Source organism: Pseudomonas capsici, assembly GCF_017165765.1.
Taxonomy (GTDB): domain Bacteria; phylum Pseudomonadota; class Gammaproteobacteria; order Pseudomonadales; family Pseudomonadaceae; genus Aquipseudomonas; species Aquipseudomonas capsici.
Genome location: NZ_JAFGZD010000004.1, coordinates 124,122 through 146,721, shown reverse-complemented (window position 1 = coordinate 146,721; position 22,600 = coordinate 124,122). Strand labels below are relative to the sequence as shown.

General features: G+C 59.2%; 19 protein-coding genes and 1 pseudogene. 14 read left to right on the top strand and 6 right to left on the bottom strand.

Annotated elements, in window-relative coordinates:
* Nucleotides 1–244: 244 nt before the first annotated feature.
* Both alaC and JSY17_RS07130 read right to left on the bottom strand, forming a co-directional pair.
* Nucleotides 245–1,447, bottom strand: coding sequence for an alanine transaminase (gene alaC, locus JSY17_RS07135; RefSeq protein ID WP_117167221.1), 1,203 nt, complete (start codon nt 1,445–1,447; stop codon nt 245–247).
* A gap of 265 nt (nt 1,448–1,712) precedes the next feature.
* Nucleotides 1,713–2,456: a TraX family protein gene (locus JSY17_RS07130; protein ID WP_122372324.1), complete on the bottom strand. Its 744-nt coding sequence runs from the start codon at nt 2,454–2,456 to the stop codon at nt 1,713–1,715.
* A gap of 103 nt (nt 2,457–2,559) precedes the next feature.
* Between JSY17_RS07130 and JSY17_RS07125 the strand changes: the two genes are divergently transcribed.
* Nucleotides 2,560–3,600, top strand: a complete 1,041-nt coding sequence (locus tag JSY17_RS07125) for a threonine aldolase family protein (RefSeq protein ID WP_117181732.1) — start codon at nt 2,560–2,562, stop codon at nt 3,598–3,600.
* Nucleotides 3,601–3,661: 61 nt separating this feature from the next.
* Here the strand turns inward: JSY17_RS07125 and JSY17_RS07120 are convergent, their stop codons facing one another.
* The 3 genes from JSY17_RS07120 to JSY17_RS07110 all read right to left on the bottom strand — a co-directional run bounded on the left by JSY17_RS07120 (nt 3,662) and on the right by JSY17_RS07110 (nt 4,513).
* A complete protein-coding gene (locus tag JSY17_RS07120) occupies nt 3,662–3,964 on the bottom strand; it encodes a cell division protein ZapA (protein WP_117167218.1) in 303 nt (100 codons plus the stop codon).
* Nucleotides 3,961–4,194 carry a hypothetical protein gene (locus tag JSY17_RS07115; RefSeq protein WP_117167217.1) on the bottom strand — a complete coding sequence of 78 codons (234 nt, stop codon included), beginning with the start codon at nt 4,192–4,194 and terminating at the stop codon, nt 3,961–3,963. The genes JSY17_RS07120 and JSY17_RS07115 overlap by 4 nt, the downstream gene beginning before the upstream one ends.
* A gap of 124 nt (nt 4,195–4,318) precedes the next feature.
* Nucleotides 4,319–4,513, bottom strand: coding sequence for a hypothetical protein (locus tag JSY17_RS07110; RefSeq protein ID WP_206401546.1), 195 nt, complete (start codon nt 4,511–4,513; stop codon nt 4,319–4,321).
* Nucleotides 4,514–4,573: 60 nt separating this feature from the next.
* Between JSY17_RS07110 and JSY17_RS25970 the strand changes: the two are divergent.
* Nucleotides 4,574–5,344, top strand: a pseudogene (locus JSY17_RS25970) (MCP four helix bundle domain-containing protein); the annotation flags it as partial.
* Entirely contained in the window at nt 5,327–6,199 is an 873-nt protein-coding gene (locus tag JSY17_RS25965) for a methyl-accepting chemotaxis protein (RefSeq protein WP_408636087.1), read from the top strand. The pseudogene JSY17_RS25970 and the gene JSY17_RS25965, both read left to right, overlap by 18 nt.
* 65 nt (nt 6,200–6,264) lie before the next feature.
* On the opposite strand, the gene gbdR is transcribed toward JSY17_RS25965, so the two are convergent.
* Complete coding sequence (gbdR, locus tag JSY17_RS07100) at nt 6,265–7,368, bottom strand: choline metabolism transcriptional regulator GbdR (protein ID WP_117181735.1); 1,104 nt, start codon at nt 7,366–7,368, stop codon at nt 6,265–6,267.
* 709 nt (nt 7,369–8,077) lie between these two features.
* Here gbdR and JSY17_RS07095 point away from each other — a divergent pair.
* The 11 genes from JSY17_RS07095 to JSY17_RS07045 all read left to right on the top strand — a co-directional run bounded on the left by JSY17_RS07095 (nt 8,078) and on the right by JSY17_RS07045 (nt 22,559).
* Nucleotides 8,078–9,025, top strand: a complete 948-nt coding sequence (locus JSY17_RS07095; protein WP_117181736.1) for a choline ABC transporter substrate-binding protein — start codon at nt 8,078–8,080, stop codon at nt 9,023–9,025.
* A 64-nt stretch (nt 9,026–9,089) separates the two neighbouring features.
* On the top strand, nt 9,090–9,935 hold the full coding sequence (gene choW, locus JSY17_RS07090; protein WP_117167327.1) for a choline ABC transporter permease subunit: 846 nt from the start codon (nt 9,090–9,092) through the stop codon (nt 9,933–9,935).
* Nucleotides 9,932–11,110 carry a choline ABC transporter ATP-binding protein gene (gene choV / locus JSY17_RS07085; protein WP_117181737.1) on the top strand — a complete coding sequence of 393 codons (1,179 nt, stop codon included), beginning with the start codon at nt 9,932–9,934 and terminating at the stop codon, nt 11,108–11,110. Before choW ends, choV begins: the two co-directional genes overlap by 4 nt.
* Nucleotides 11,111–11,309: 199 nt before the next feature.
* Entirely contained in the window at nt 11,310–11,903 is a 594-nt protein-coding gene (gene betI, locus JSY17_RS07080; RefSeq protein WP_025258189.1) for a transcriptional regulator BetI, read from the top strand.
* Between the two features lie 106 nt (nt 11,904–12,009).
* Complete coding sequence (gene betB / locus JSY17_RS07075) at nt 12,010–13,482, top strand: betaine-aldehyde dehydrogenase (protein WP_206401548.1); 1,473 nt, start codon at nt 12,010–12,012, stop codon at nt 13,480–13,482.
* Nucleotides 13,483–13,616: 134 nt separating this feature from the next.
* The gene (gene betA, locus JSY17_RS07070; protein ID WP_117181739.1) at nt 13,617–15,320 is read left to right on the top strand and encodes a choline dehydrogenase; all 1,704 of its coding nucleotides are present in this window, start codon (nt 13,617–13,619) and stop codon (nt 15,318–15,320) included.
* A gap of 109 nt (nt 15,321–15,429) precedes the next feature.
* On the top strand, nt 15,430–16,872 hold the full coding sequence (locus JSY17_RS07065) for a TldD/PmbA family protein (RefSeq protein ID WP_206401550.1): 1,443 nt from the start codon (nt 15,430–15,432) through the stop codon (nt 16,870–16,872).
* Nucleotides 16,872–18,197, top strand: a complete 1,326-nt coding sequence (locus tag JSY17_RS07060) for a TldD/PmbA family protein (protein ID WP_206401551.1) — start codon at nt 16,872–16,874, stop codon at nt 18,195–18,197. The genes JSY17_RS07065 and JSY17_RS07060 overlap by 1 nt, the downstream gene beginning before the upstream one ends.
* 68 nt (nt 18,198–18,265) lie before the next feature.
* Nucleotides 18,266–19,669 carry a multidrug transporter subunit MdtD gene (mdtD, locus tag JSY17_RS07055; RefSeq protein WP_117181742.1) on the top strand — a complete coding sequence of 468 codons (1,404 nt, stop codon included), beginning with the start codon at nt 18,266–18,268 and terminating at the stop codon, nt 19,667–19,669.
* A gap of 266 nt (nt 19,670–19,935) precedes the next feature.
* Nucleotides 19,936–21,315, top strand: a complete 1,380-nt coding sequence (dbpA, locus tag JSY17_RS07050) for an ATP-dependent RNA helicase DbpA (protein ID WP_117181743.1) — start codon at nt 19,936–19,938, stop codon at nt 21,313–21,315.
* 65 nt (nt 21,316–21,380) lie between these two features.
* Nucleotides 21,381–22,559: a BaiN/RdsA family NAD(P)/FAD-dependent oxidoreductase gene (locus tag JSY17_RS07045; protein ID WP_206401553.1), complete on the top strand. Its 1,179-nt coding sequence runs from the start codon at nt 21,381–21,383 to the stop codon at nt 22,557–22,559.
* The last annotated feature ends 41 nt before the right edge of the window (nt 22,560–22,600 follow it).

Sequence of the window (22,600 nt, the reverse complement as noted above, 5' to 3'; positions counted from 1 at the left end):
CGTTGCGCCTGTCTTGTCGGCAGGGCTGTAAGTGCCCTTTGAATGCGATGGTAGGGCCGACGCAAACCGACCAAATGCCTACGGACGCCACACAAAGGTGCGTTTACGACATGACATGGCGGGGAGAGACAAATCGATTGGCGAATGACGTCGCGGCCAAGGCCCCTCCCACAATGAGTTGTGTAAACCTCGTGGAAGGGATCCTGGCCGCGACGGCGGTGTACCAGACACCCTTAGCTAGAAATCAGGCAGGCTTGTCGGCCCGGAACATGGCGCGAATGCCGCGCACAGCCTGACGGATGCGGTCCTGGTTTTCGATCAGGGCGAAACGGACGTGATCGTCACCGTACTCACCGAAACCGATGCCCGGCGACACACAGACCTTGGCTTCGGCCAGCAGCTTCTTGGCGAACTCCAGCGAGCCAAGATGCGCATAGGCCGGCGGAATTCTGGCCCAGACGTACATCGAGGCTTTCGGGTTTTCCACCATCCAGCCCAGTTCGTGCAGGCCCTTGACCAGCACATTGCGACGCTGGCGGTATTGCTCGGCAATGTCGAGCACGCATTGCTGGTCGCCTTCGAGTGCGGCAATCGCCGCCACCTGCAGGGGTGTGAAGGTGCCGTAGTCGTGATAGCTCTTGATCCGCGCCAGGGCACTGACCAGCTCCGGGTTACCCACCATGAAACCGATGCGCCAGCCCGCCATGTTGTAGCTCTTGGACAAGGTGAAGAACTCCACCGCAATGTCCTTGGCGCCGGGAACCTGCATGATCGACGGAGCCTTCCAGCCGTCATAGACGATATCGGCATAGGCCAGGTCGTGGATAACCAGCACGTCGTACTGCTTGGCCAGCGCAACCACACGCTCGAAGAAGTCCAGTTCGACGCATTGGGACGTCGGGTTGGACGGAAAGCCGAGGATCATCATCTTTGGCTTGGGGATCGAGCCGCGAATGGCCTTTTCCAGTTCGGCAAAGAAGTCTACGCCCGGCACCAGCGGCACCGAACGCACCTGGGCACCGGCAATCACGGCACCGTAGATGTGGATCGGGTAACTGGGGTTGGGCACCAGCACCGTGTCACCCTGATCCAGGGTGGCAAGCATCAGGTGCGCCAGACCTTCCTTGGAACCGATGGTGACAATGGCTTCGCTTTCCGGGTCGATATCGACCTCGTAGCGTTTCTTGTACCAGTTGGAAATGGCCCGGCGCAGACGGGGAATGCCACGCGAAGTCGAGTAGCCGTGGGTGTCTTCACGCTGGGCAACGGTAACCAGTTTTTCGACGATATGAGGTGGCGTCGCCCCATCGGGGTTACCCATGCTCAAGTCGATAATGTCTTCACCACGACGACGAGCCGCCATTTTCAGCTCGGCAGTGATGTTGAACACGTAAGGGGGGAGTCGATCTATGCGCGCAAAGCGGCGCGGCAAACCTTGGTCAGCCATGAGTATCTCGCAGACGTAAGCGCCCGGAACCGTCCGAGCGACGTTGGCCACATGAGGCGGCCTGCGGCGAAGATAAGGGCAGTAATGGCGCTTTGTCTACAGATATCTGTGGGACTCATGCCGATCAGCCAAGGCACAAACAAAACTTGTGGGAGGCAGCTTGCTGGCGAAAAAAGCCTGAGAACCGGCATATATTCTGCGTCTTTACGTGGAAGTCGCCAGCAAGCTGCCTCCCACAAAGTGATCCATGCGATTCGGAAAGGCGTCAGAGAGCCAGCAACTCCCGCAGCCCCAGCAAGACCAGGAAATGTCCGGGGTAGATCGCATAAGCCCAGCGCCGCATCGGTACGACTGCAACCCCTGGCTTCCGGCGCAGCAGTGCAATGCCCATGACCGGGGCGATCAGGCACGCGATGATCGAACCAATGGAGATCGGATCGCCCCATGCCGCACCGGCGAACATGTCGGACCAGGCATTGGCCGCCACACAGAGTACCGCCGGAAATACCGCGTACCAGAGCGGTTTCTGCAAGACCAGCAGCAACGCCAATGGCAGCAACACACCCGCAAAACCGAACATCAGATGCTGCTGAAAGATCGCGGCAAACAGCACGGCAGCGCTGGCCATGAGTCGTGTCGTGACATTGCGGTGTCGCCAGCCCTGGGCAATCAGCAAGCCGAGCAACAGGGTCGGCATCACATTCAGGGTCGTGGCATCGGTCATGAACAGTCGATAGGGAATCTCCGACAGCACCGCAAACCCAAGCACCCAGCCCAGATAACGCCATTGCACCCGGGGCGTCACCAACGCCGCGCTGCGGCGCGCCAGATTGACCGCAATCGCCAGGCAAAACCAGGGAAAAGCCAGACGTCCCGGCACGTAGAGAACGTTTACCGCCCAGCCCACATAGCGCAGGTGATCGAGCACCATGCTCAGCATCGCCAGCCATTTGAGCAGATCCAGCGCCTTGTCGCGTCCCGGCAGAAAGGGCGGGTTTGAAAGATCCATATCGCTCCCGAAAATAAAAGCATTCCAACCATTAACAATGGCGTTACTCGACACGGCATTGTTCGCTAAAGTGCGCACCATAAACGACCACAAGGAATCGGCCATGACAGACCAAAGCCAACAGTTCGCCAGCGACAACTATTCCGGCATCTGCCCAGAAGCCTGGGCAGCCATGGAACAGGCGAACAAGGGGCATCAACGTGCCTATGGCGATGACCAGTGGACTGCCCGCGCCTCCGACGATTTCCGTCGATTGTTCGAAACCGATTGCGAAGTGTTCTTTGCCTTCAACGGCACGGCGGCCAACTCGTTGGCGCTGTCGTCGCTGTGCCAGAGTTATCACAGTGTCATCTGTTCGGAAACTGCCCACGTCGAAACAGACGAATGCGGTGCGCCTGAATTCTTCTCCAACGGTTCCAAACTGCTGACCGCCCCAAGCTCGGGCGGCAAGCTGACGCCTGAATCGATCCGCGAAGTGGCGCTCAAGCGTCAGGACATCCACTACCCCAAACCCCGGGTCGTGACTCTGACCCAGGCGACGGAAGTCGGCGGTGTCTACCTGCCGGAAGAACTCCGGGCGATCAGCGCCACCTGCAAGGAGCTTGGCCTGCATCTGCATATGGACGGTGCCCGCTTTTCCAATGCATGCGCCTATCTGGACTGCTCACCCGCCGAACTGACCTGGAAGTCAGGCGTCGATGTGCTGTGCTTTGGCGGCACCAAGAACGGCATGGCGGTGGGCGAAGCCATCCTGTTCTTCAACCATGACCTGGCCGAAGACTTTGACTATCGCTGCAAACAGGCCGGGCAACTGGCCTCGAAAATGCGCTTCCTGTCCGCGCCATGGGTCGGGCTGCTGGAAAACGACGCCTGGCTCAAACATGCGCGCCACGCCAACCATTGCGCGCAATTGCTGGCCGAACTGGTCAAGGATATTCCCGGCGTTGAACTGATGTTCCCGGTGCAGGCCAACGGCGTATTCCTGCAACTTTCGGAACCGGCGATTGCGGCATTGACCGCCAGGGGCTGGCGTTTCTACACCTTCATCGGCAAGGGCGGCGCACGCTTCATGTGCTCCTGGGATACCGAAGAAGCACGAGTGCGGGAACTGGCAGCCGATATTCGCCTGGTGATGCAGGGTTAGGGTTATCGCGAATGAATTCGCTACCGTGCGGGAGCGAATTCATTCGCGAACAGGTAACAACTCAACCCTGCGAAATAGTCTTGGAAATCACATCCACCGTCGCGCTGACCTGTTCCTGATAACGTGCCAGTTCGACCTTGTGCTGCTGCTCAAGCTCGATCTGCTGCGAGCACAGATTCAGCGCCGCCAGCACCAGCAGGCGATCACCGATCAGGGTCGGATACTTGCGCTTGGTATCGGCAAGGGATGCCTGGAGCATCGCTGCGGCCTGCAAAAGCGTCTTGTCCTCGCCTGCCGGTGCCTTGATCGAATATTCGTTACCCAGGATGGAGAGAACGGTTACCCCGTTTCTGTCGTAGCTCATGCGCCGACAGCACTTGCGCTGGTTGCGCGTTCGACCAGTGCCTGAATACGTGCAGCGGTACTGCCTTGTTTCTCTTCCTGTTCCATCAGGCTCAACTGCAGGCTGTCGTTCTCATCCCTGGCTTTGGCAAGTTCGGCGCTCAGTTGCGCGTTTGTGTCCTGCAGTTGCTGGTTCTGTTGCACCAGGTCACCGACAAGCTGTTCCAACTGGCTGAGGGAGGTTTCCAACATTCTGATTTCTCAAGCAAATTTCAACGGGCGCACACGATAAAGAAAAGTCTTTACGCATGCCAGAACAAAGCAAGGCTTCAGAGGCCATGGGACTGCATTTTGCCCATCGGGTTCCTGCGGTTCGTCAGAACACCGCTGCTGCGACAAAAGCGCGCAGTAAAAATCCCGGTGCCATCACTCGCAAACGGCCCGCCCCAGTGGTTTCAAGCACTTGCGGGTGTTTTTTCGGTTTTCTGAAAAAGGCGCCAGAAATCCAGCCCCTCAAAGTACGTGTCCTGACCTCAAGACTTTCGTTGTAGAACCGATAGGCAGCCAACATCACGAAATCGCCTTCTCCTTTATACGACGCATGGAACGCGCCTGACTTCTGGAAGCTTCCATGTCACTACGTAATATGAACATCGCGCCACGTGCGTTCCTCGGCTTTGCCGTGATCGGCACTCTCATGCTGATCCTGGGCATTTTCGCCCTTTCACAGATGAGCAAGATCCGTGTGGCCACCGAAACCCTGGCCGAAAACAGCGTGCCCAGTATCAAGAGCCTGGATCGATTTGCCGAGGTGAGTATTCGCCTGCGGGTGCTTTCCTATCGCCTGCTGGTCAATCGGGAACCGGATATCCAGCAGAAAACCATCGACTTGCTGGCCATGCGTAACAAGCAGATCGGTGAAGCCCAGGCCATTTACGAAAAACTGATCGGTGACCCGAAAGAGCAGGCTCTCTACAACCAGTACGTGCAATTGCTCGGGCAATATCGCCAGCTCGAAGAGCGCATGAAAGTCCTGACCCGGGCCAACAGGATCGATGAGCTGCAAGACCTGCTCAATAACGAAATGCTCAGCAACTCCGACCAGATGAACGTCGTGCTCAGCAAACTGGTGGACATCAACACGGAGCAGTTGAACGACACCAAAAAGCAGGCAGCCCAGGAATATGCCTCGGCCTTCAATCTGGTCATCGGCCTGTTGATCACCGCTACGCTGCTGACCATCCTGTTCGCCTGGCTGTTGACCAAGAGCATTACCCGCCCGATTTCAGCAGCCCTGCATGCAGCCGAAACCATTGCCGAAGGCAATCTGACTCGTCCGATCGAAGTCGACGGCACCGACGAAGCAGGTCGCCTGCTGCTGGCCATGCAAACCATGCAAGGCAAGCTGCGCGACACCCTGCAACGCATTTCCGGCTCAGCCACTCAACTGGCCTCGGCAGCAGAAGAACTGAATGCGGTAACCGACGAAAGCGCTCGCGGCCTGGCGCAACAGAACAATGAAATCGAACAGGCTGCCACTGCGGTCAACGAAATGACCAGCGCCGTCGAAGAAGTTGCCCGCAACGCGACCAGCACCTCCGAAGCCTCGAAAAGCGCGACCTCGTCGGCTGGAGACGGTCGTGATCTGGTGGTGGAAACCGTCAATGCCATCGAGCGCATGAGCGGCGACGTGCAGAGCACCGCCGAACTCATCAGCAATCTGGCTGAAGAGTCCCGCGATATCGGCAAGGTACTGGATGTGATCCGCGGCCTTGCCGACCAGACCAACCTGCTGGCCCTCAACGCGGCCATCGAGGCTGCCCGCGCCGGTGAGGCCGGACGCGGTTTTGCCGTCGTGGCCGACGAAGTCCGCGCCCTGGCTCATCGCACCCAGCAGTCGACCAGCGAAATCGAACGCATGATCGGCAGCATCCAGGGTGGTACCGAACAGGCCGTGAATTCGATGCGTAACAGCACCGAGCGCGCCGAATCGACCCTGAGCATCGCCAAAGGTGCTGGTCTGGCGCTGGAAACCATTCACACGGCGGTGGAAGAAATCAACGAGCGCAACCTGGTCATCGCCAGCGCCGCCGAAGAACAGGCTCAAGTCGCCCGTGAGGTCGACCGCAATCTGGTGAACATTCGCGACCTGTCAGCCCAGTCCACCACAGGTGCCAACCAGACAACAGCCGCCAGCAACGAACTGTCGCGTCTGGCCGTCGACCTGAACAGCATGGTTTCGCGGTTCAGTCTGTAAGGGCTTCGCGACTGAAGTCGCTCCCATCCGGTGATTATGGGAGCGAATTCATTCGCGACAGTGCCTTACAACCTCACACTCGCAAATGTCGATTCGTTACGCGCCTGACTCAATGCCGACATGGGGCCGGACAGCGGAGCCAGTACCAGCGCCTGAGGGATTGGCATCATGGCGACCTGCTGGGCAGTGTTCGAGCCCACACGCTCATCGCGTGGCGGGATACCGAAGTATTCGCGGTAACACTTGGAGAAATGGGGCGTCGACACGAAGCCGCAGACCGATGCCACCTCAATGATCGACATGGGCGTCTGCTTGAGCAGTTGCCGGGCGCGGATCAGACGCAGCTTGAGGTAGTAACGCGACGGTGAACAATGCAGGTACTTCTGGAACAGTCGCTCCAGTTGCCTGCGGGAAACCGACACGTAAACCGCCAGTTCATCAAGGTCGATCGGCTCCTCGAGGTTGGCCTCCATCAAGGCCACGATTTCCTGCAGCTTGGGCTGGTTGGTGCCCAGCATGTGCTTGAGCGGAACGCGCTGGTGATCCTGCTCGTTACGGATACGCTCGTAGACGAACATCTCGGAAATCGCTGCCGACAATTCACGACCATGATCGCGACTGATCAGGTGCAGCATCATGTCCAGCGGCGCGGTGCCGCCGGAACTGGTGAAACGGTTGCGGTCCAGGGTGAACAGACGCGTGCTCATGGATACACGCGGAAAGGCTTCCTGCATCGCCGCCAGACATTCCCAGTGGACACTGCAATCGAAACCATCGAGCAGGCCTGCGCAGGCCAGTGCCCAACTGCCGGTACATACAGCGCCCAGACGACGGGACTGACGGGCCTGGCTTTGCAGCCAGCTCACGTGTTCACGGGTAACGGTGCGTTGAATGCCGACACCGCCGCAGACAATGACGGTATCCAGTGCCGGTGCCTTTTGCATGGCGGCATCCGGGGTGATCTGCAGACCATCGCTGGCCCAGACCTGGTTGCCGTCCACACTCAGGGTGGTCCAGCGATAAAGCTCACGGCCCGAAAGCTGGTTGGCCATGCGCAGGGGTTCGACCGCCGATGCGAGTGAGATCAGAGTGAAGTTGTCCAGCAACAAAAAGCCGATGGACTGTGGCGCGCGGTTCTGGGGTTGTGCCCCTGCATTGAACGAAGTCATCACGTATCTCCTCACTCTTGGCGTTTAGTTGGCCTCAGGCGAGGCTCTTCTTAGTAGCCTTGCTTCATGCATGGCCTTCCAAGCCCATCGCAAATCCCATGCCTAAAACTGAATAGCCATTCAATAACCCCTGAAAGCGACGTCGTGATGCGTCTATTCAGGTGCGACCGGCGTATCCAATTGCGACGCGAGAGCCACGCACGGCAAGGAGGCGTGAGCAGTTCGGTAGCACTTTCGGGAAACGGAAACGAATGATGCTGCACAACGGTGTCACTCATCGCACAGGGCAATGGCACAGTGTCATAAGCGATTTTTTTCGCGCTAAAAGGTGGCGGCTCCTGGCAGCCATGATCGAAAAGCGAGCAAGCCGTTCGCCGTCGACACGCGAGAAGGAGCCGTACAAGTGAACTTCAATACACCTTGTAGCCTCCATTATCTGGCCGTTTTCAGCGGCCCCCCAACCGGTAGAAGTGCGCTTGCAGGTGGGAAAAAATCTGTAAGCGACGTTGCTCACACTGGATACGACCCCGCCTGTACTGGATACGACGCCCCCTGTAGGCGTTTGATTTTCACTGTTACATGATCGGCTTCGACTCGATCGCCGGGCGCAGTGAAAGAGCTTCGCAAAACCTTTTGCCAACACAACAAGCCGTGTCAGCGCCCAATAGCTGATGAGATGAATAGACAGAATTCACAGGAGTCCACCCCCATGAAAGGTTCTAAATCCTTGCTGTTGGCCGCCACGCTCGGCTTGCCGTTGCTGGCCCAGGCCGCCGAGCCAGAGGCCTGCCATACAGTCAAATTCTCGGACGTAGGCTGGACTGACATCACCGTCACCACTGCTGTGACCAGCGTCGTGCTCGAATCCCTGGGTTACCAGACCAAGACCACCATGATTTCAGTTCCCGTGACCTACAAGTCCCTGGCTGATGGCAAGAACATGGACGTATTCCTGGGCAACTGGATGCCCACCATGGAAAACGACATCAAGGCCTACCGCGAAGCGGGAACCGTGGAAACCGTTCGCGCCAACCTCGAAAACGCCAAGTACACGCTGGCCGTCCCGCAGGCGCTTTACGACAAGGGTCTGAAAGACTTCTCCGATATTGCGAAATTCAAGAAGGAACTCGACGGCAAGATCTACGGGATCGAGCCGGGCAACGACGGCAATCGCCTGATCCAGAGCATGATCGACAAGAACGCCTTCGGCCTGAAGGACGCTGGCTTCAAGGTCGTCGAATCCAGTGAGGCAGGAATGCTGTCGCAGGTCGACCGTGCCACTCGACGCTCTACGGACGTGGTCTTTCTGGGCTGGGAACCCCACCCGATGAACACCCGCTTCAAGATGCAGTACCTGACCGGTGGCGACGAGTATTTCGGACCCAACTTCGGTCAGGCCACTATCTTCACCAATACACGCAAGGGCTATGTACAAGAGTGCAGCAACGTCGGCCAGTTGCTGAAGAATCTCTCGTTCACCCTGAACATGGAAAGCACCCTGATGGGCAATGTACTGGACGACAAGATGAAACCCGATGCCGCCGCCAGGGCGTGGATCAAGAACAACCCTCAAGTACTCGACACCTGGCTCGCCGGCGTCACCACAGTAGACGGCAAGCCAGGCCTGGAGGCTGCCAAGGCCAAACTGACACAGTAAGACGATGGCAGGCGGCCTGCCCGCCTGTTGTCCCATTTCTTCCCGCAAGCGGACAATCGATACCATGCTGACTGACCATAAAATCCCTCTGGGCGAGTACATCGCGATCTTTGTCGACTGGTTGACGCAAAACGGCGCCAACTACTTCGACGCCATAGCCTCGACCCTGGAAATGATGATCCACGGCCTGACCTTCGGCCTGACCTGGTTCAACCCGTTGGTATTGATTGGCCTGATTGCGGCACTGGCGCATTACATCCAGCGCAAATGGGGCCTGACGGTCTTCGTCATCCTGGCCTTCCTGCTGATCCTGAACCTGCATTACTGGCAGGAAACCATGGAAACCCTGGCTCAGGTGCTGTTCGCCACACTGGTCTGTGTGGTCATAGGGGTGCCGCTGGGCATCGTCGCGGCCCACAAGCCCATGTTCTATACCGTCATCCGTCCGCTGCTGGACCTGATGCAGACCGTACCGACCTTCGTGTATCTGATTCCAACCCTGACCCTGTTCGGTCTGGGCGTAGTGCCCGGTCTGATTTCCACAGTGGTCTTCGCCATCGCCGCGCCGATCCGTCTGACGTATCTGGGCATTCGCGATGTACCCCATGAACTGCTCGATGCAGGCAAGGCCTTTGGCTCTTCACGTCGCCAGCTGCTGACCCGCATTGAACTGCCATACGCCATGCCCAGCATCGCGGCCGGCATTACCCAGTGCATCATGCTGTCGCTGTCGATGGTGGTGATCGCCGCACTGGTGGGTGCCGACGGTCTGGGCAAACCCGTGGTCAACGCACTGAACACCGCCGATATCGCCCTGGGCTTCGAAGCCGGTCTGGCGATCGTACTGCTGGCAATCATGCTCGACCGTATCTGCAAACAACCCGAAGCCAAGGTAGGGTCCGACGCATGAGTATCATCAAATTCGATCAGGTAGACGTCATCTTCGCCAAGGATCCGCGTGAGGCCCTCAAGCTGCTGGACCAAGGCCTCACGCGTGACCAGATCCTGAAAAAAATCGGCCAGATCGTCGGCGTGGAAAAAGCCAGCCTGACCATCGAGAAAGGCGAAATCTGCGTCCTGATGGGCCTTTCAGGCTCGGGCAAGTCCAGCCTGTTGCGCTGCATCAACGGTCTCAATACCGTCAGCCGTGGCTCGTTGTATGTCGAGCATGAAGGCTCGCAGATCAACATCGCCAACTGCACGGCGGCAGAACTGAAAATGATGCGCACCCAGCGTATCGCGATGGTGTTCCAGAAGTTCGCCCTGATGCCCTGGCTGACCGTTCGCGAGAACATCAGCTTCGGCCTGGAAATGCAGGGACGACCGGAAAAGGAACGGCGCAAGCTGGTCGACGAAAAACTCGAACTGGTCGGCCTGACCCAATGGCGCAACAAGAAACCCGATGAACTGTCGGGCGGCATGCAGCAGCGTGTCGGCCTGGCCCGGGCCCTGGCGATGGACGCCGACATCCTGCTGATGGACGAACCTTTCTCTGCGCTCGACCCGCTGATCCGCCAAGGCCTGCAGGACGAACTGCTGGCCCTGCAAAGCAAGCTGAGCAAGACCATCGTTTTCGTCAGCCACGACCTGGATGAAGCCCTCAAGCTGGGCAGCCGCATCGCAATCATGAAAGACGGTCGGATCATCCAGTACAGCGTGCCCGAAGAGATCGTCCTCAACCCGGCCGATGACTACGTACGTACCTTCGTCGCCCATACCAATCCGCTCAACGTACTGTGCGGCCGCAGCCTGATGCGCAGCGTCGACAATTGCACCCGGATCAACGGTTCGGTATGCCTGGACCCTGGCGTGGACTCCTGGCTGGATCTGGCCGAAGGCAATGTCATCAAGAGCGCCCGCCAAGGGGCTGCACAGCTCGACTTGCAGAACTGGACGCCGGGTCAGGACGTGGCCAGCCTGGATCGCCGTCCGACGCTGGTTCATTCCAATATCGGCATGCGCGACGCCTTGCAGATCCGCTACCAGACCGGCAATAAACTGGTGCTGCAGGATGGCGACAAGGTGGTCGGCATTCTGGGTGACAGCGAGTTGTATCACGCTCTGCTGGGCAAGAATCTGGGGTAAATGTTTGGCTGCAGGAGCGCGCTTGCCCGCGAAGGAGCTTCATCGCAGGCAAGCGCGCGCCTGCATTCGCGAATAAATTCGCTCTCCTGCAACGCTTGTTTCAGAGCCTTTTGTCACGTCCACAGGTTTTTATTGATTGATCGTTCAATTAAAAACAACTAGGCTAAAAAGGGTCAGCAAGCCACGGAGACCCGAACCAATGCCCAAGGTTGGTATGCAACCCATCCGCCGTCAGCAACTGATCCAGGCCACGCTCAGCGCGGTGGACCAGGTCGGTATGAGCGACGCCAGCATTGCTCTGATTGCGCGTCTGGCCGGCGTCTCCAACGGCATCATCAGCCACTACTTTCAGGACAAGAACGGTCTGATCGCGGCAACCATGCGCCACCTGATGAATGCCCTGATCCAGAGCGTGAGCGAACGCCGTCAGGCGCTGACCGATGACAGCCCCAGGGCGCATCTGCAAGTCATCATCGAGGGCAACTTCGATGCCAGCCAGGTCAATGGCCCGGCGATGAAAACCTGGCTGGCCTTCTGGGCCACCAGCATGCATCACCCGTCACTGCACAGGTTGCAGCGGATCAACGATCACCGCCTGTACTCGAACCTGTGCTGCCAGTTCCGCCGCGTATTACCGCTGGAACAGGCACGCAGCGCAGCCCGTGGGCTGGCCGCGCTCATTGACGGTCTGTGGCTGCGCGGTGCCTTGTCCGGCGATGCTTTCGACACGGAGCAGGCACAACAGATCGCTTACGAATACATGGATTTCCAACTGGCGAAGGCGGTGGACTGAAGCGCTCAAGCGTTTTTTTCATCGAACGACTGACGCCGAATGTTGACCAAACATACCGGCAAGCTGAGATCAGTCATCGCCCCCCACATGAATTTGCGAGGACTTTATGGCCCGTTTTGAATTGCAGAAACTCTATATCGATGGCGGCTACGTCGACGCCAGCAACCCTGCTACTTTCGATGCCATCAACCCGGCGAATGGCGAAGTGCTTGCGCAAGTACAGCGTGCAGGCAAGGACGATGTCGAACGCGCTGTCGCCAGTGCGGAAAAAGGCCAGAAGATCTGGGCCGCCATGACCGCCATGGAACGTTCGCGCATCCTGCGCCGTGCCGTGGACATCCTGCGCGAGCGCAATGATGAACTGGCAGCGCTGGAAACCCTGGATACCGGCAAGGCTTATTCCGAAACCCGTTATGTCGACGTCGTGACCGGTGCCGATGTGCTGGAGTATTACGCAGGTCTGGTCCCCGCCATCGAGGGCGAACAGATCCCGCTGCGCACCTCCTCCTTCGTCTACACCCGCCGCGAGCCGCTGGGCGTGGTTGCCGGTATCGGCGCCTGGAACTATCCGATCCAGATCGCTCTGTGGAAGTCCGCTCCGGCACTGGCAGCGGGCAACGCGATGATCTTCAAGCCCAGCGAAGTGACCTCCCTGACCACCCTGAAGCTGGCAGAAATCTACACCGAAGCCGGTGTACCCGATGGCGTGTTCAACGTGCTGACCGGCAGTGGCCGTGAAGTCGGCACCTGGATCACCGAACACCCGCGCATCGAGAAGGTTTCCTTCACCGGCGGTACCGACACCGGCAAGAAAGTCATGGCCAGCGCGTCGAGTTCTTCGCTCAAGGAAGTGACCATGGAGCTGGGCGGCAAGTCGCCGCTGATCATCTTCGACGACGCCGACCTGGATCGCGCCGCCGACATTGCAATGATGGCCAACTTCTACAGCTCCGGCCAGGTCTGCACCAATGGCACACGGGTTTTCGTCCCCAACGCTCTGAAGGCGCAACTGGAAGCCAAAATCCTGGAGCGCGTAAAACGCATCCGCATCGGTAACCCGGAAGATGAAAACACCAACTTCGGCCCACTGGTCAGCTTCGAGCACATGGAAAGCGTGCTGGGCTACATCACCAAGGGCAAGCAAGAAGGTGCGCGCCTGCTGTGCGGCGGCGAGCGCCTGACCGAAGGCGAACTCGCCAAGGGTGCCTTCGTGGCCCCGACCGTGTTCACCGACTGCACCGACGAAATGACCATCGTACGCGAAGAAATCTTCGGTCCGGTGATGAGCATCCTCGGTTACGACAGCGAAGAAGAAGTGATCCGCCGCGCCAACGACACCGATTTCGGTCTGGCCGCCGGTATCGTCACCCGCGACCTGAACCGCGCACACCGCGTGATTCACCAGCTTGAAGCTGGCATCTGCTGGATCAACACCTGGGGCGAGTCGGCGGCAGAAATGCCGGTCGGCGGCTACAAGCAATCCGGGGTTGGCCGCGAGAACGGCATCAGCTCGCTGGCGCAATACACCCGCATCAAGTCCGTACAGGTGGAAATGGCCGATTACACGTCGGTGTTTTAAGACGGCCAGTTTCAAGCGGCAAGTTGCCAGCTTCAACTAGAAGCAGCTTGCCGCCCTCACTCTTACAGGCAGCACCCGAATGCCTTTGCTTGCAGCTCGAAACTTGAAGCTTGCAGCTCTACGAAGGACTTTCTATGACCACGCAATCCGAATTCGACTACATCATCATCGGTGCCGGCTCTGCCGGTAACACCCTGGCAGCCCGTCTCACCGAAGATCCGGGCGTCACCGTTCTGCTGCTGGAAGCCGGCGGCCCGGATTACCGGCTGGACTTCCGCACCCAGATGCCCGCAGCACTGGCCTTCCCCCTGCAGGGCCGTCGCTATAACTGGGCCTATGAAACCGAGCCCGAACCGCACATGAACAACCGCCGCATGGAATGCGGTCGCGGTAAAGGCCTGGGCGGTTCGTCGCTGATCAATGGCATGTGCTACATCCGCGGCAACGCCATGGACTATGACGGCTGGGCCAAGGAACCAGGGCTGGAAGACTGGAGCTACCTCGACTGCCTGCCGTATTTCCGCAAGGCTGAAACCCGCGATATCGGCCCCAACGATTATCACGGCGGCGAGGGTCCGGTCAGCGTGACCACGCCCAAGGCGGGGAACAATCCGCTGTTCAAGGCCATGGTCGAAGCCGGTGTACAGGCGGGTTATCCGCGCACCGACGACCTCAACGGTTATCAGCAGGAAGGCTTCGGCCCGATGGACAGAACCGTGACGCCCAAGGGACGTCGCGCCAGCACCGCCCGTGGCTATCTGGACGAGGCCAAGAAGCGCGAGACACTGACCATCATCACCCACGCGCTGACCGACCGGATCCTGTTCGAGGGCAAGCGTGCCGTGGGCGTGGCGTATCTGCGCGGCGACAGCGACACCCGCATCGAAGCCCGTGCACGCAAGGAAGTCCTGCTGTGCAGCGGTGCCATCGCTTCGCCGCAGATCCTGCAACGCTCCGGTGTCGGTCCGGCAGACCTGCTGAACAAGCTCGATATTCCCGTGGTTCATGACCTGCCGGGTGTCGGCCAGAACCTTCAGGATCACCTGGAGATGTACCTGCAATACAGCTGCACCCAGCCGGTTTCGCTCTACCCTTCCCTGCTGTGGTGGAATCAGCCGGCCATCGGCGCAGAATGGATGTTCCTCGGCACAGGCATCGGTGCCAGCAACCAGTTCGAAGCGGGCGGGTTCATTCGTTCGAGCGAAGAGTTCGAGTGGCCGAACATCCAGTACCACTTCCTGCCGGTCGCCATTAACTACAACGGCACCAAAGGTGTGAAAGAGCACGGCTTCCAGGCTCACGTCGGCTCCATGCGTTCACCAAGCCGTGGCCGGGTGCAGGTCAAGTCCAAGGACCCACGCGAGTACCCGAGCATCCTGTTCAACTACATGTCTACCGAGCAGGACTGGCAGGAGTTCCGCGACGGCATCCGCCTGACCCGGGAGATCATGCAGCAACCGGCACTGGACCCGTACCGTGGCCGCGAAATCAGCCCAGGCATCGAAGTGCAGACCGATGAAGAACTGGACGCTTTCGTCCGTGAACACGCCGAAACGGCTTACCACCCTTCCTGCACCTGCAAGATGGGCACCGATGACATGGCAGTCGTCGATGGTCAGGGTCGTGTCCATGGCCTGGAAAGCCTGCGCGTGGTGGATGCCTCGATCATGCCGATCATCACCACCGGCAACCTGAATGCCCCGACCATCATGATCGCCGAGAAAATCGCCGACAGGATTCGTGGCCGTCAGCCGTTGCCACGCAGCAATGCCGATTATTTCGTGGCCGGCGACCGTCCTGCACGCGGCAAGCCAGTGCGCGAAGTAGCACAGGCGTAATTCAGGCTCTATGATTCGCGGGCAAGTCCGTCTTGTTCGCGAATGAGTTCGCTCCCACACTGTGGGGCGAATTCATTCGCGGAACCCGCCCCACAAGGAGCTTCCCTGCATGTTCGATTTCTCCGCTCAGCTCAAGCAGCGGTTCGCCGCACTGCAGAGCGATGCGCAATTCTTTTCCATACGCTATGTGCGCAGGACCAGTCAGCACCTGAGCGTGCGCAAGAATGTGGCCGAGCCGCCGTCGCTGGGCAGCGATGAAGGGGCGATGCTGACAGTGCGCCTCAACGGTGTCGAAACCTACGCCGCCACCAACGACATTTCCCAACGCGGCCTGCAGGCTGCCTTGCAACAGGCCGAAGCACTGGCCAGGCGTCTGGCCCCGCATTCGCTGCTGGACCTGACCGAACAGGCTGTCTCGACGGCACGCGCCGATTACCTGTCGCCCAACCTGAACAATGCCTTCCCGAGCCTGAGCGATTGCATCGACCTGCTGATGGCCGAGTCGAACTCGGTGCCCAAGGACGAGCGTCTGGTGAACTGGCAGGCTGGTCTGGGTCTGGAAAACTTAGAGCAGATCTACCTCAACAGCGCAGGTGCCGAAATTCGTCAGGCACAGCGCTTCGTGTTTCCGGGCCTGACCGTGACCGCCTATGACGGGCATGACAGCCAGACCCGCAGCCTGGGCCGCGACAATTTCGGTCAGCAAGGTGGCGCGGAGATCATCAGCAATTGCGGACTGATCGGCGCAGCCGCACAGGTTGCCGATCAGGCGCTGCAACTGATCATGGCCCCCAACACGCCAACCGGCCCCCGTGACCTGCTGCTGATGCCGGACCAGATGATTCTGCAGATCCACGAGTCCATAGGCCACCCGCTGGAGCTGGACCGGATTCTGGGTGACGAACGCAATTACGCCGGCACCAGCTTCGTCAAGGCATCGGATTTCGGCACGCTGCAATACGGCTCCAGCCTGCTCAACGTGACGTTCGATCCCGAGATTCCCGAGCAACTGGCCAGCTACGGCCATGACGACGATGGCACGGCGGCAAGCAAGCAGTTCCTGATTCGCGATGGCCTGTTGCAACGCCCACTGGGCGGTGCGCTGTCGCAATACCGCTCAGGCTTGCCGGGCGTCGCCAACAGCCGCGCCTGCAACTGGAACCGCCCGCCCATCGACCGCATGGCCAACCTGAATATCGAGCCGGGCGACCAGTCGCTGGAGCAACTGATCGGCAATATCGAACACGGCATTCTGATGTCCACCAACCGTTCGTGGTCCATCGACGATGCCCGCAACAAATTCCAGTTCGGTTGCGAGTGGGGCCAGTTGATCGAAAACGGCGAACTCAAGGGCGTGGTCAAGAACCCCAACTATCGAGCGATTTCCGCGCAGTTCTGGCGCAACCTCAGCGCGGTCGGCGATGCCAGTACCTTCAAGGTCCTGGGCACGCCCAATTGCGGGAAGGGCGAACCCAATCAGGTGGTGCGTGTCGGTCACGCTTCGCCAGCCTGTGTGTTCGCCAATGTCGATGTCTTTGGAGGTGATGCCTGATGTCTCATCAACAGCAATTCGAGGCATTGGTCGCCGTCCTCAAGGCTGCTATCGGCCCGAACGAACACTTCACCCTGACCTACAACGCCGAAGCCTCGGACTTCATTCGCTTCAACCATGGCCAGGTCCGTCAGGCCGGGCATGTGCAGCAAGCCAGCATCACCTTCAAACTGATCGACGACGGTCGGCATGCCGATCTGGATCTGACACTTTCGGGCGATGCCCAGGTCGACAGCCAGCGTTTGAGCCAGGCTCTGGTTCAACTGCGCGAAACCTTGCTCTCTCTCGCCAGGGATCCGTATCTGCTGCCCAATACCGAGGCCTGGCACAGCAACAACCTGCAAGAGTCGCCGCTGCCGGACAGCGGGCAGGTCGTGGAGCAGATCGGCGAACTGTCTCGCGGTCTTGATCTGGTCGGTTTTTACGCTGCCGGGCCGGTGTATCGGGGCTTCGCCAGTTCCTGGGGTGCGTTGGGCTGGCATCAGGCCAATAGCTTCAATTTCGACTGGAGCCTGTTTCACGAGAACGGTCAGGCGGTAAAGGCCAACTATGCCGGGCATGACTGGAACAGCGAAGCCTTTGCCAGGCGCTTCAATCAGGCTCGTGAGCAACTGGAGTTTCTCGGTCGGCCGCTGCGCACTCTGGAGCCCGGTCAATATCGCGCTTACCTGGCACCTGCCGCTCTGGACGAAATCATCGGCATGCTGTGCTGGGGCGGTTTTTCCGCACAGGCACTGGCCAGCAAGCACAGTCCGTTGCAGCGGCTGTACAACGGCGATAGCCGTTTCAGCCCGCTGTTCAGCCTGGATGAACAGGTCAGCGGCTCGCTGTCGCCGGCCTTCTCGCGCGAAGGTTATCCACGCAAGGATCTGTGCCTGATTGCAGGCGGTGAGGCCCGCGAACAACTGGTGGATTCCAGCAGCGCCGCCGAATACGGCCTGCAAGCCAACGGTGCGGACAACGGCGAGTGGCCAAGCGCACTGAGCATGGCGGGTGGAACTCTGGAGCAGGAACAGATTCTCAAGCAGCTCGGCACAGGCCTGTACATCAGCAATCTCTGGTATCTGAACTTCTCCGATCAGTCGGCTGCACGCCTGACCGGCATGACCCGCTTTGCAACCTTCTGGGTCGAAGACGGCAGGATCGTGGCACCGGTCAGCACCATGCGCTTCGATGACAGCGCCTACAGCCTGCTGGGCAATGCTCTGGAAAATCTGACCCGCGAACGGGAACTGATTCTGTCGGCCAGCACTTACAGTCAGCGCCAGACAGCCTCCATTCAGTTGCCAGGGGCTTTGATAAGCAAACTGACTTTGACGCTTTAACCGTTCTTCACGAATGAATTCGCTTACTGCGGGAGCGAATTCATTCGCGAAAAGACACAGGAAACGACATGCCGCACCTGGACGAAAAAACCTTGCGCTGGATGCCATGGGTCATCGCCATCGCCTTCTTCATGCAAAGCCTGGACGGCACCATTCTCAACACCGCCCTGCCCTCCATGGCCCGCTCGCTGGAAGAAGATCCGTTACGCATGCAGTCGGTGGTCATTGCCTACATGCTGACCATCGCCCTGCTGATTCCTGCTTCGGGGTGGATTGCCGATCGCTTCGGCATCAAGCGCATCTTTTTCAGTGCCATCCTGTTGTTCAGTTTTGGCTCGTTGCTGTGCGCACTGTCCAACTCGCTGAACATGCTGGTGGCAGCACGGATCATTCAGGGACTTGGCGGCGCGTTGATGCTGCCTATCGGACGCCTGATCGTGCTACGCGCCTATCCCCGCTCGGAACTGGTGCGGATCATGGGGTTCATTACCGTGCCCGGTCTGCTGGGGCCATTACTCGGGCCGACCATGGGCGGCTGGATGGTCGAGTACATGAGCTGGCACTGGATCTTCCTGATCAATATTCCAGTGGGGTTGCTGGGCTGTTACGCGGTCAAGCACTTCATCCCCGATATTCCCGGCGGTGGGCGTACGCGGTTCGACGGCACAGGATTCATTCTGTTCGGAGCCTCGATGGTGCTGATCACCATTGCACTGGAAGGCCTGGGCGAACTGCATCTGCCGCACATGCGCGTGGTCTTGCTGCTGTTTGCCGGCCTGGGCTGTCTGGCGGCCTACTGGCTGCGGGCCGGGCATGTAGAGTTCCCGCTTTTTGCACCGTCGCTGTTCCGCACCCGGACCTTTGCGGTGGGCATCCTCGGCAATCTGTTTGCGCGGCTTGGCAGTGGTGCCCTGCCATTTCTGGTGCCCTTGCTGCTGCAGATCCCCCTGGGCTATTCACCGGCACAGGCCGGCATGAGCATGTTGCCGCTGGCCGCCGCCGGAATGTTCGCCAAAACCATTGCCCGCTGGCTGATCGAACTGCTGGGGTATCGCACCATCCTGACCGGCAATACGCTGCTGCTGGGCATACTGCTGGCGACCCTGGCGCTGGTGGACACTCAGACCCCGTACTGGGTGCTGCTTGTCCATCTGGCCCTGCTGGGCGCAGTGAACGCCTTGCAGTTCACCGCCATGAACACCGTGACCCTGATCGACCTGGACGACGCCAGCACCGCCAGTGGCAACAGCCTGCTATCGGTCGTTGCGCAACTGTCACTGAGCCTGGGTGTGGCATGCGCCGCGGCCTTGCTGGGCGGTTTCAGCGATGAAGTGGCTAGCGGCGAAGTCAGCAATGTATTGGGCGCCTTTCAGCTCACCTTCCTGAGCGTCGGCATCCTGGCGATGTTCGCGGCAGGAATATTCCTGCAATTGCCGGCGCAGGAAGGCAAGAAAATCGTTGTTCGCGAATGAATTCACCCCTACGGCATAATGCCGATCAGTTAAGGTCATGAATCACTTTGTGGGAGGCAGCTTGCTGGCGACTTGATCGTACAGACGCAGAATATCTGTCGGTTTTCAGGTCTTTTTCGCCAGCAAGCTGCCTCCTACAAGTTTGTGTATGCCTTAACTGATCAGCATTACCCCTACGGTAGGAGTGAATTCATCCGCGAAGGCCACAAAGCTGACCGTGCGACCTGATACACTACGCGACATTTTTGTTTTGCAGGTCCACCGTCGTGACTAACACCGCTTTCAACACTTTGCCCCTGTCCGCCGCCATGCTGGCTAACCTGGAGTCGCTTGGTTATGCCGAGATGACGCCGATTCAGGCGCAAAGCCTGCCGGTGATTCTCAAGGGCATGGACCTGATCGCTCAGGCCAAGACCGGCAGCGGCAAGACCGCCGCCTTCGGCATCGGCCTGCTGAACCCGATCAATCCGCGCTTTTTCGGCTGCCAGGCCCTGGTGATGTGCCCGACCCGCGAACTGGCCGATCAGGTGGCCAAGGAAATCCGGCGTCTGGCCCGCTCCGAAGACAACATCAAGGTGCTGACCCTGTGCGGCGGCGTGCCTTTCGGGCCGCAGATCGGCTCGCTGGAACATGGCGCGCACATCATCGTCGGCACACCGGGTCGCATCCAGCAGCACTTGCGCAAAGGCTCGCTGGTGCTGGACGGGCTGAACACGCTGATTCTCGATGAAGCCGACCGCATGCTGGACATGGGTTTCTACGACGCCATCGCCGACATCATCGAGCAGACCCCGCAACGTCGCCAGACCCTGCTGTTCTCGGCCACCTACCCGGCCGGTATCAAGCAACTGGCCTCGAAGTTCATGCGTGATCCGCAGACCGTCAAGGTCGAGGCACTGCATGCCGACAGCCAGATCGAGCAGATTTTCTACGAAATCGCTCCGGAGCAACGTCTGGAAGCCGTGGTCAAGGTGCTTGGCCATTTCCGCCCGACATCCTGCGTCGCGTTCTGCTTCACCAAGCAGCAGGTTCAGGAAGTGGTCGATCACCTGACTGCCAAAGGCATGTCCGCCGTGGGCCTGCATGGCGATCTGGAACAGCGTGATCGTGATCAGGTGCTGGCGATGTTCGCCAACCGCAGCACTTCGGTGCTGGTGGCCACTGACGTGGCGGCACGCGGTCTGGATATCGATGCGCTGGACATGGTCATCAACGTCGAGCTGGCCCGAGATTCGGAAATCCACATCCACCGCGTCGGTCGTACCGGTCGTGCGGGTGAAACAGGTATCGCGGTCAGCCTTGTAGCGCCTTCGGAAAGCCAGCGCGCCCGGGCGATCGAGGAATTACAGAAAGCGCCTCTGAACTGGCAGCAGTACGACATGCTGAAGCCAAAGGAAGGCGGCAAGCTGCTGCCGGCCATGACAACTCTGTGCATCGGCTCAGGCCGCAAGGACAAGCTGCGTCCGGGCGATATTCTGGGAGCATTGACCGGGGAAGCAGGTATTCCGGGTGCGCAGGTCGGCAAGATTGCCATCTTCGACTTCCAGGCCTATGTCGCCGTAGAACGCAGCATCGCCAAACAGGCGCTGGAGCGTTTGAACAACGGCAAGATCAAGGGCAAGTCGTTGCGGGTTCGTATCTTGTAAAAGGCGTCGCGCCCCCCTCCCACAAGACTTTGAACAATACCCCGGCTCCACATGAGGACCATGCTGTGCCCGTTACTGACGTTGTAATCATTGGCGCTGGCGCCGCAGGTTTGATGTGTGCGCTGACCGCCGCAGGTCGTGGGCGCAAGGTGATGCTGATCGATCACGCCAACAAGCCGGGCAAGAAGATCCTCATGTCCGGTGGCGGGCGCTGCAACTTCACCAACATGTACACCGAGCCGGGCAATTTCCTGTCGCAGAACCCGCACTTCTGTAAATCGGCACTGGCCCGTTATACCCAGTGGGACTTCATCGAGATGGTCGCCAGACATGGCGTGCCCTATCACGAAAAGAAACTCGGCCAGCTGTTCTGCGATAACAAGTCCAGCGACATCCTGGAAATGCTGCTTGAGGAATGCAGACAGGCCGGTGCCAGTCTGCATATGGATACTTCCGTGCAGCAGATCGAGAAGACCGAAACCGGCTACCGCCTGGAAACCACCCTTGGCACCCTGAACTGCGAGTCGCTGGTGATCGCCACGGGCGGCCTGTCGATCCCGACGCTGGGTGCCACAGGCTTCGGTTATCAGGTCGGCAAGCAATTTGGCCATACGCTGCTGCCGACTCGCGCCGGACTGGTGCCGTTCACCATCACCGACCAGCTCAAGGAGTTGTGCAGCGAGTTGTCGGGGACGTCGGTGGACTGTCTGGTCAGCTGCAATGACATGAGCTTTCGCGAGAACATCCTGTTTACCCACCGCGGCCTCAGTGGCCCGGCAATCCTGCAGATCTCGTCGTTCTGGCAGCCCGGCGACACCGTGGAAATCAATCTGCTGCCCGATCACGACGCCGCTAGCTGGCTGGCCGAACAACAGGCCGAGCGCCCCAACAGTGAACTGAAGACCCTGCTGGGGGAAATCTTTACCAAAAAGATGGCCAATCTGATTGCCGAACACTGGTTCGTTTCCAGACCCATGAAGCAGTACACCCACGCCGAACTGGCGGACATTGCCGAAAAACTGTCGAGCTGGCGGGTAGTGCCGGCTGGTACAGAAGGCTATCGCACAGCCGAAGTGACCCTGGGCGGGATCGATACCCGTGAAGTGTCTTCCAAGACCATGGAATCGCTGAAGTCACCCAGACTGTACTTCGTGGGCGAGGTGCTGGATGTGAGCGGTCATCTGGGCGGTTTCAATTTCCAGTGGGCCTGGGCATCGGCCTATGCGGCGGCACAGTACGTCTGACAGCGGGAAGCAACACACCCGGGCAATAATTTTTTTCCCAA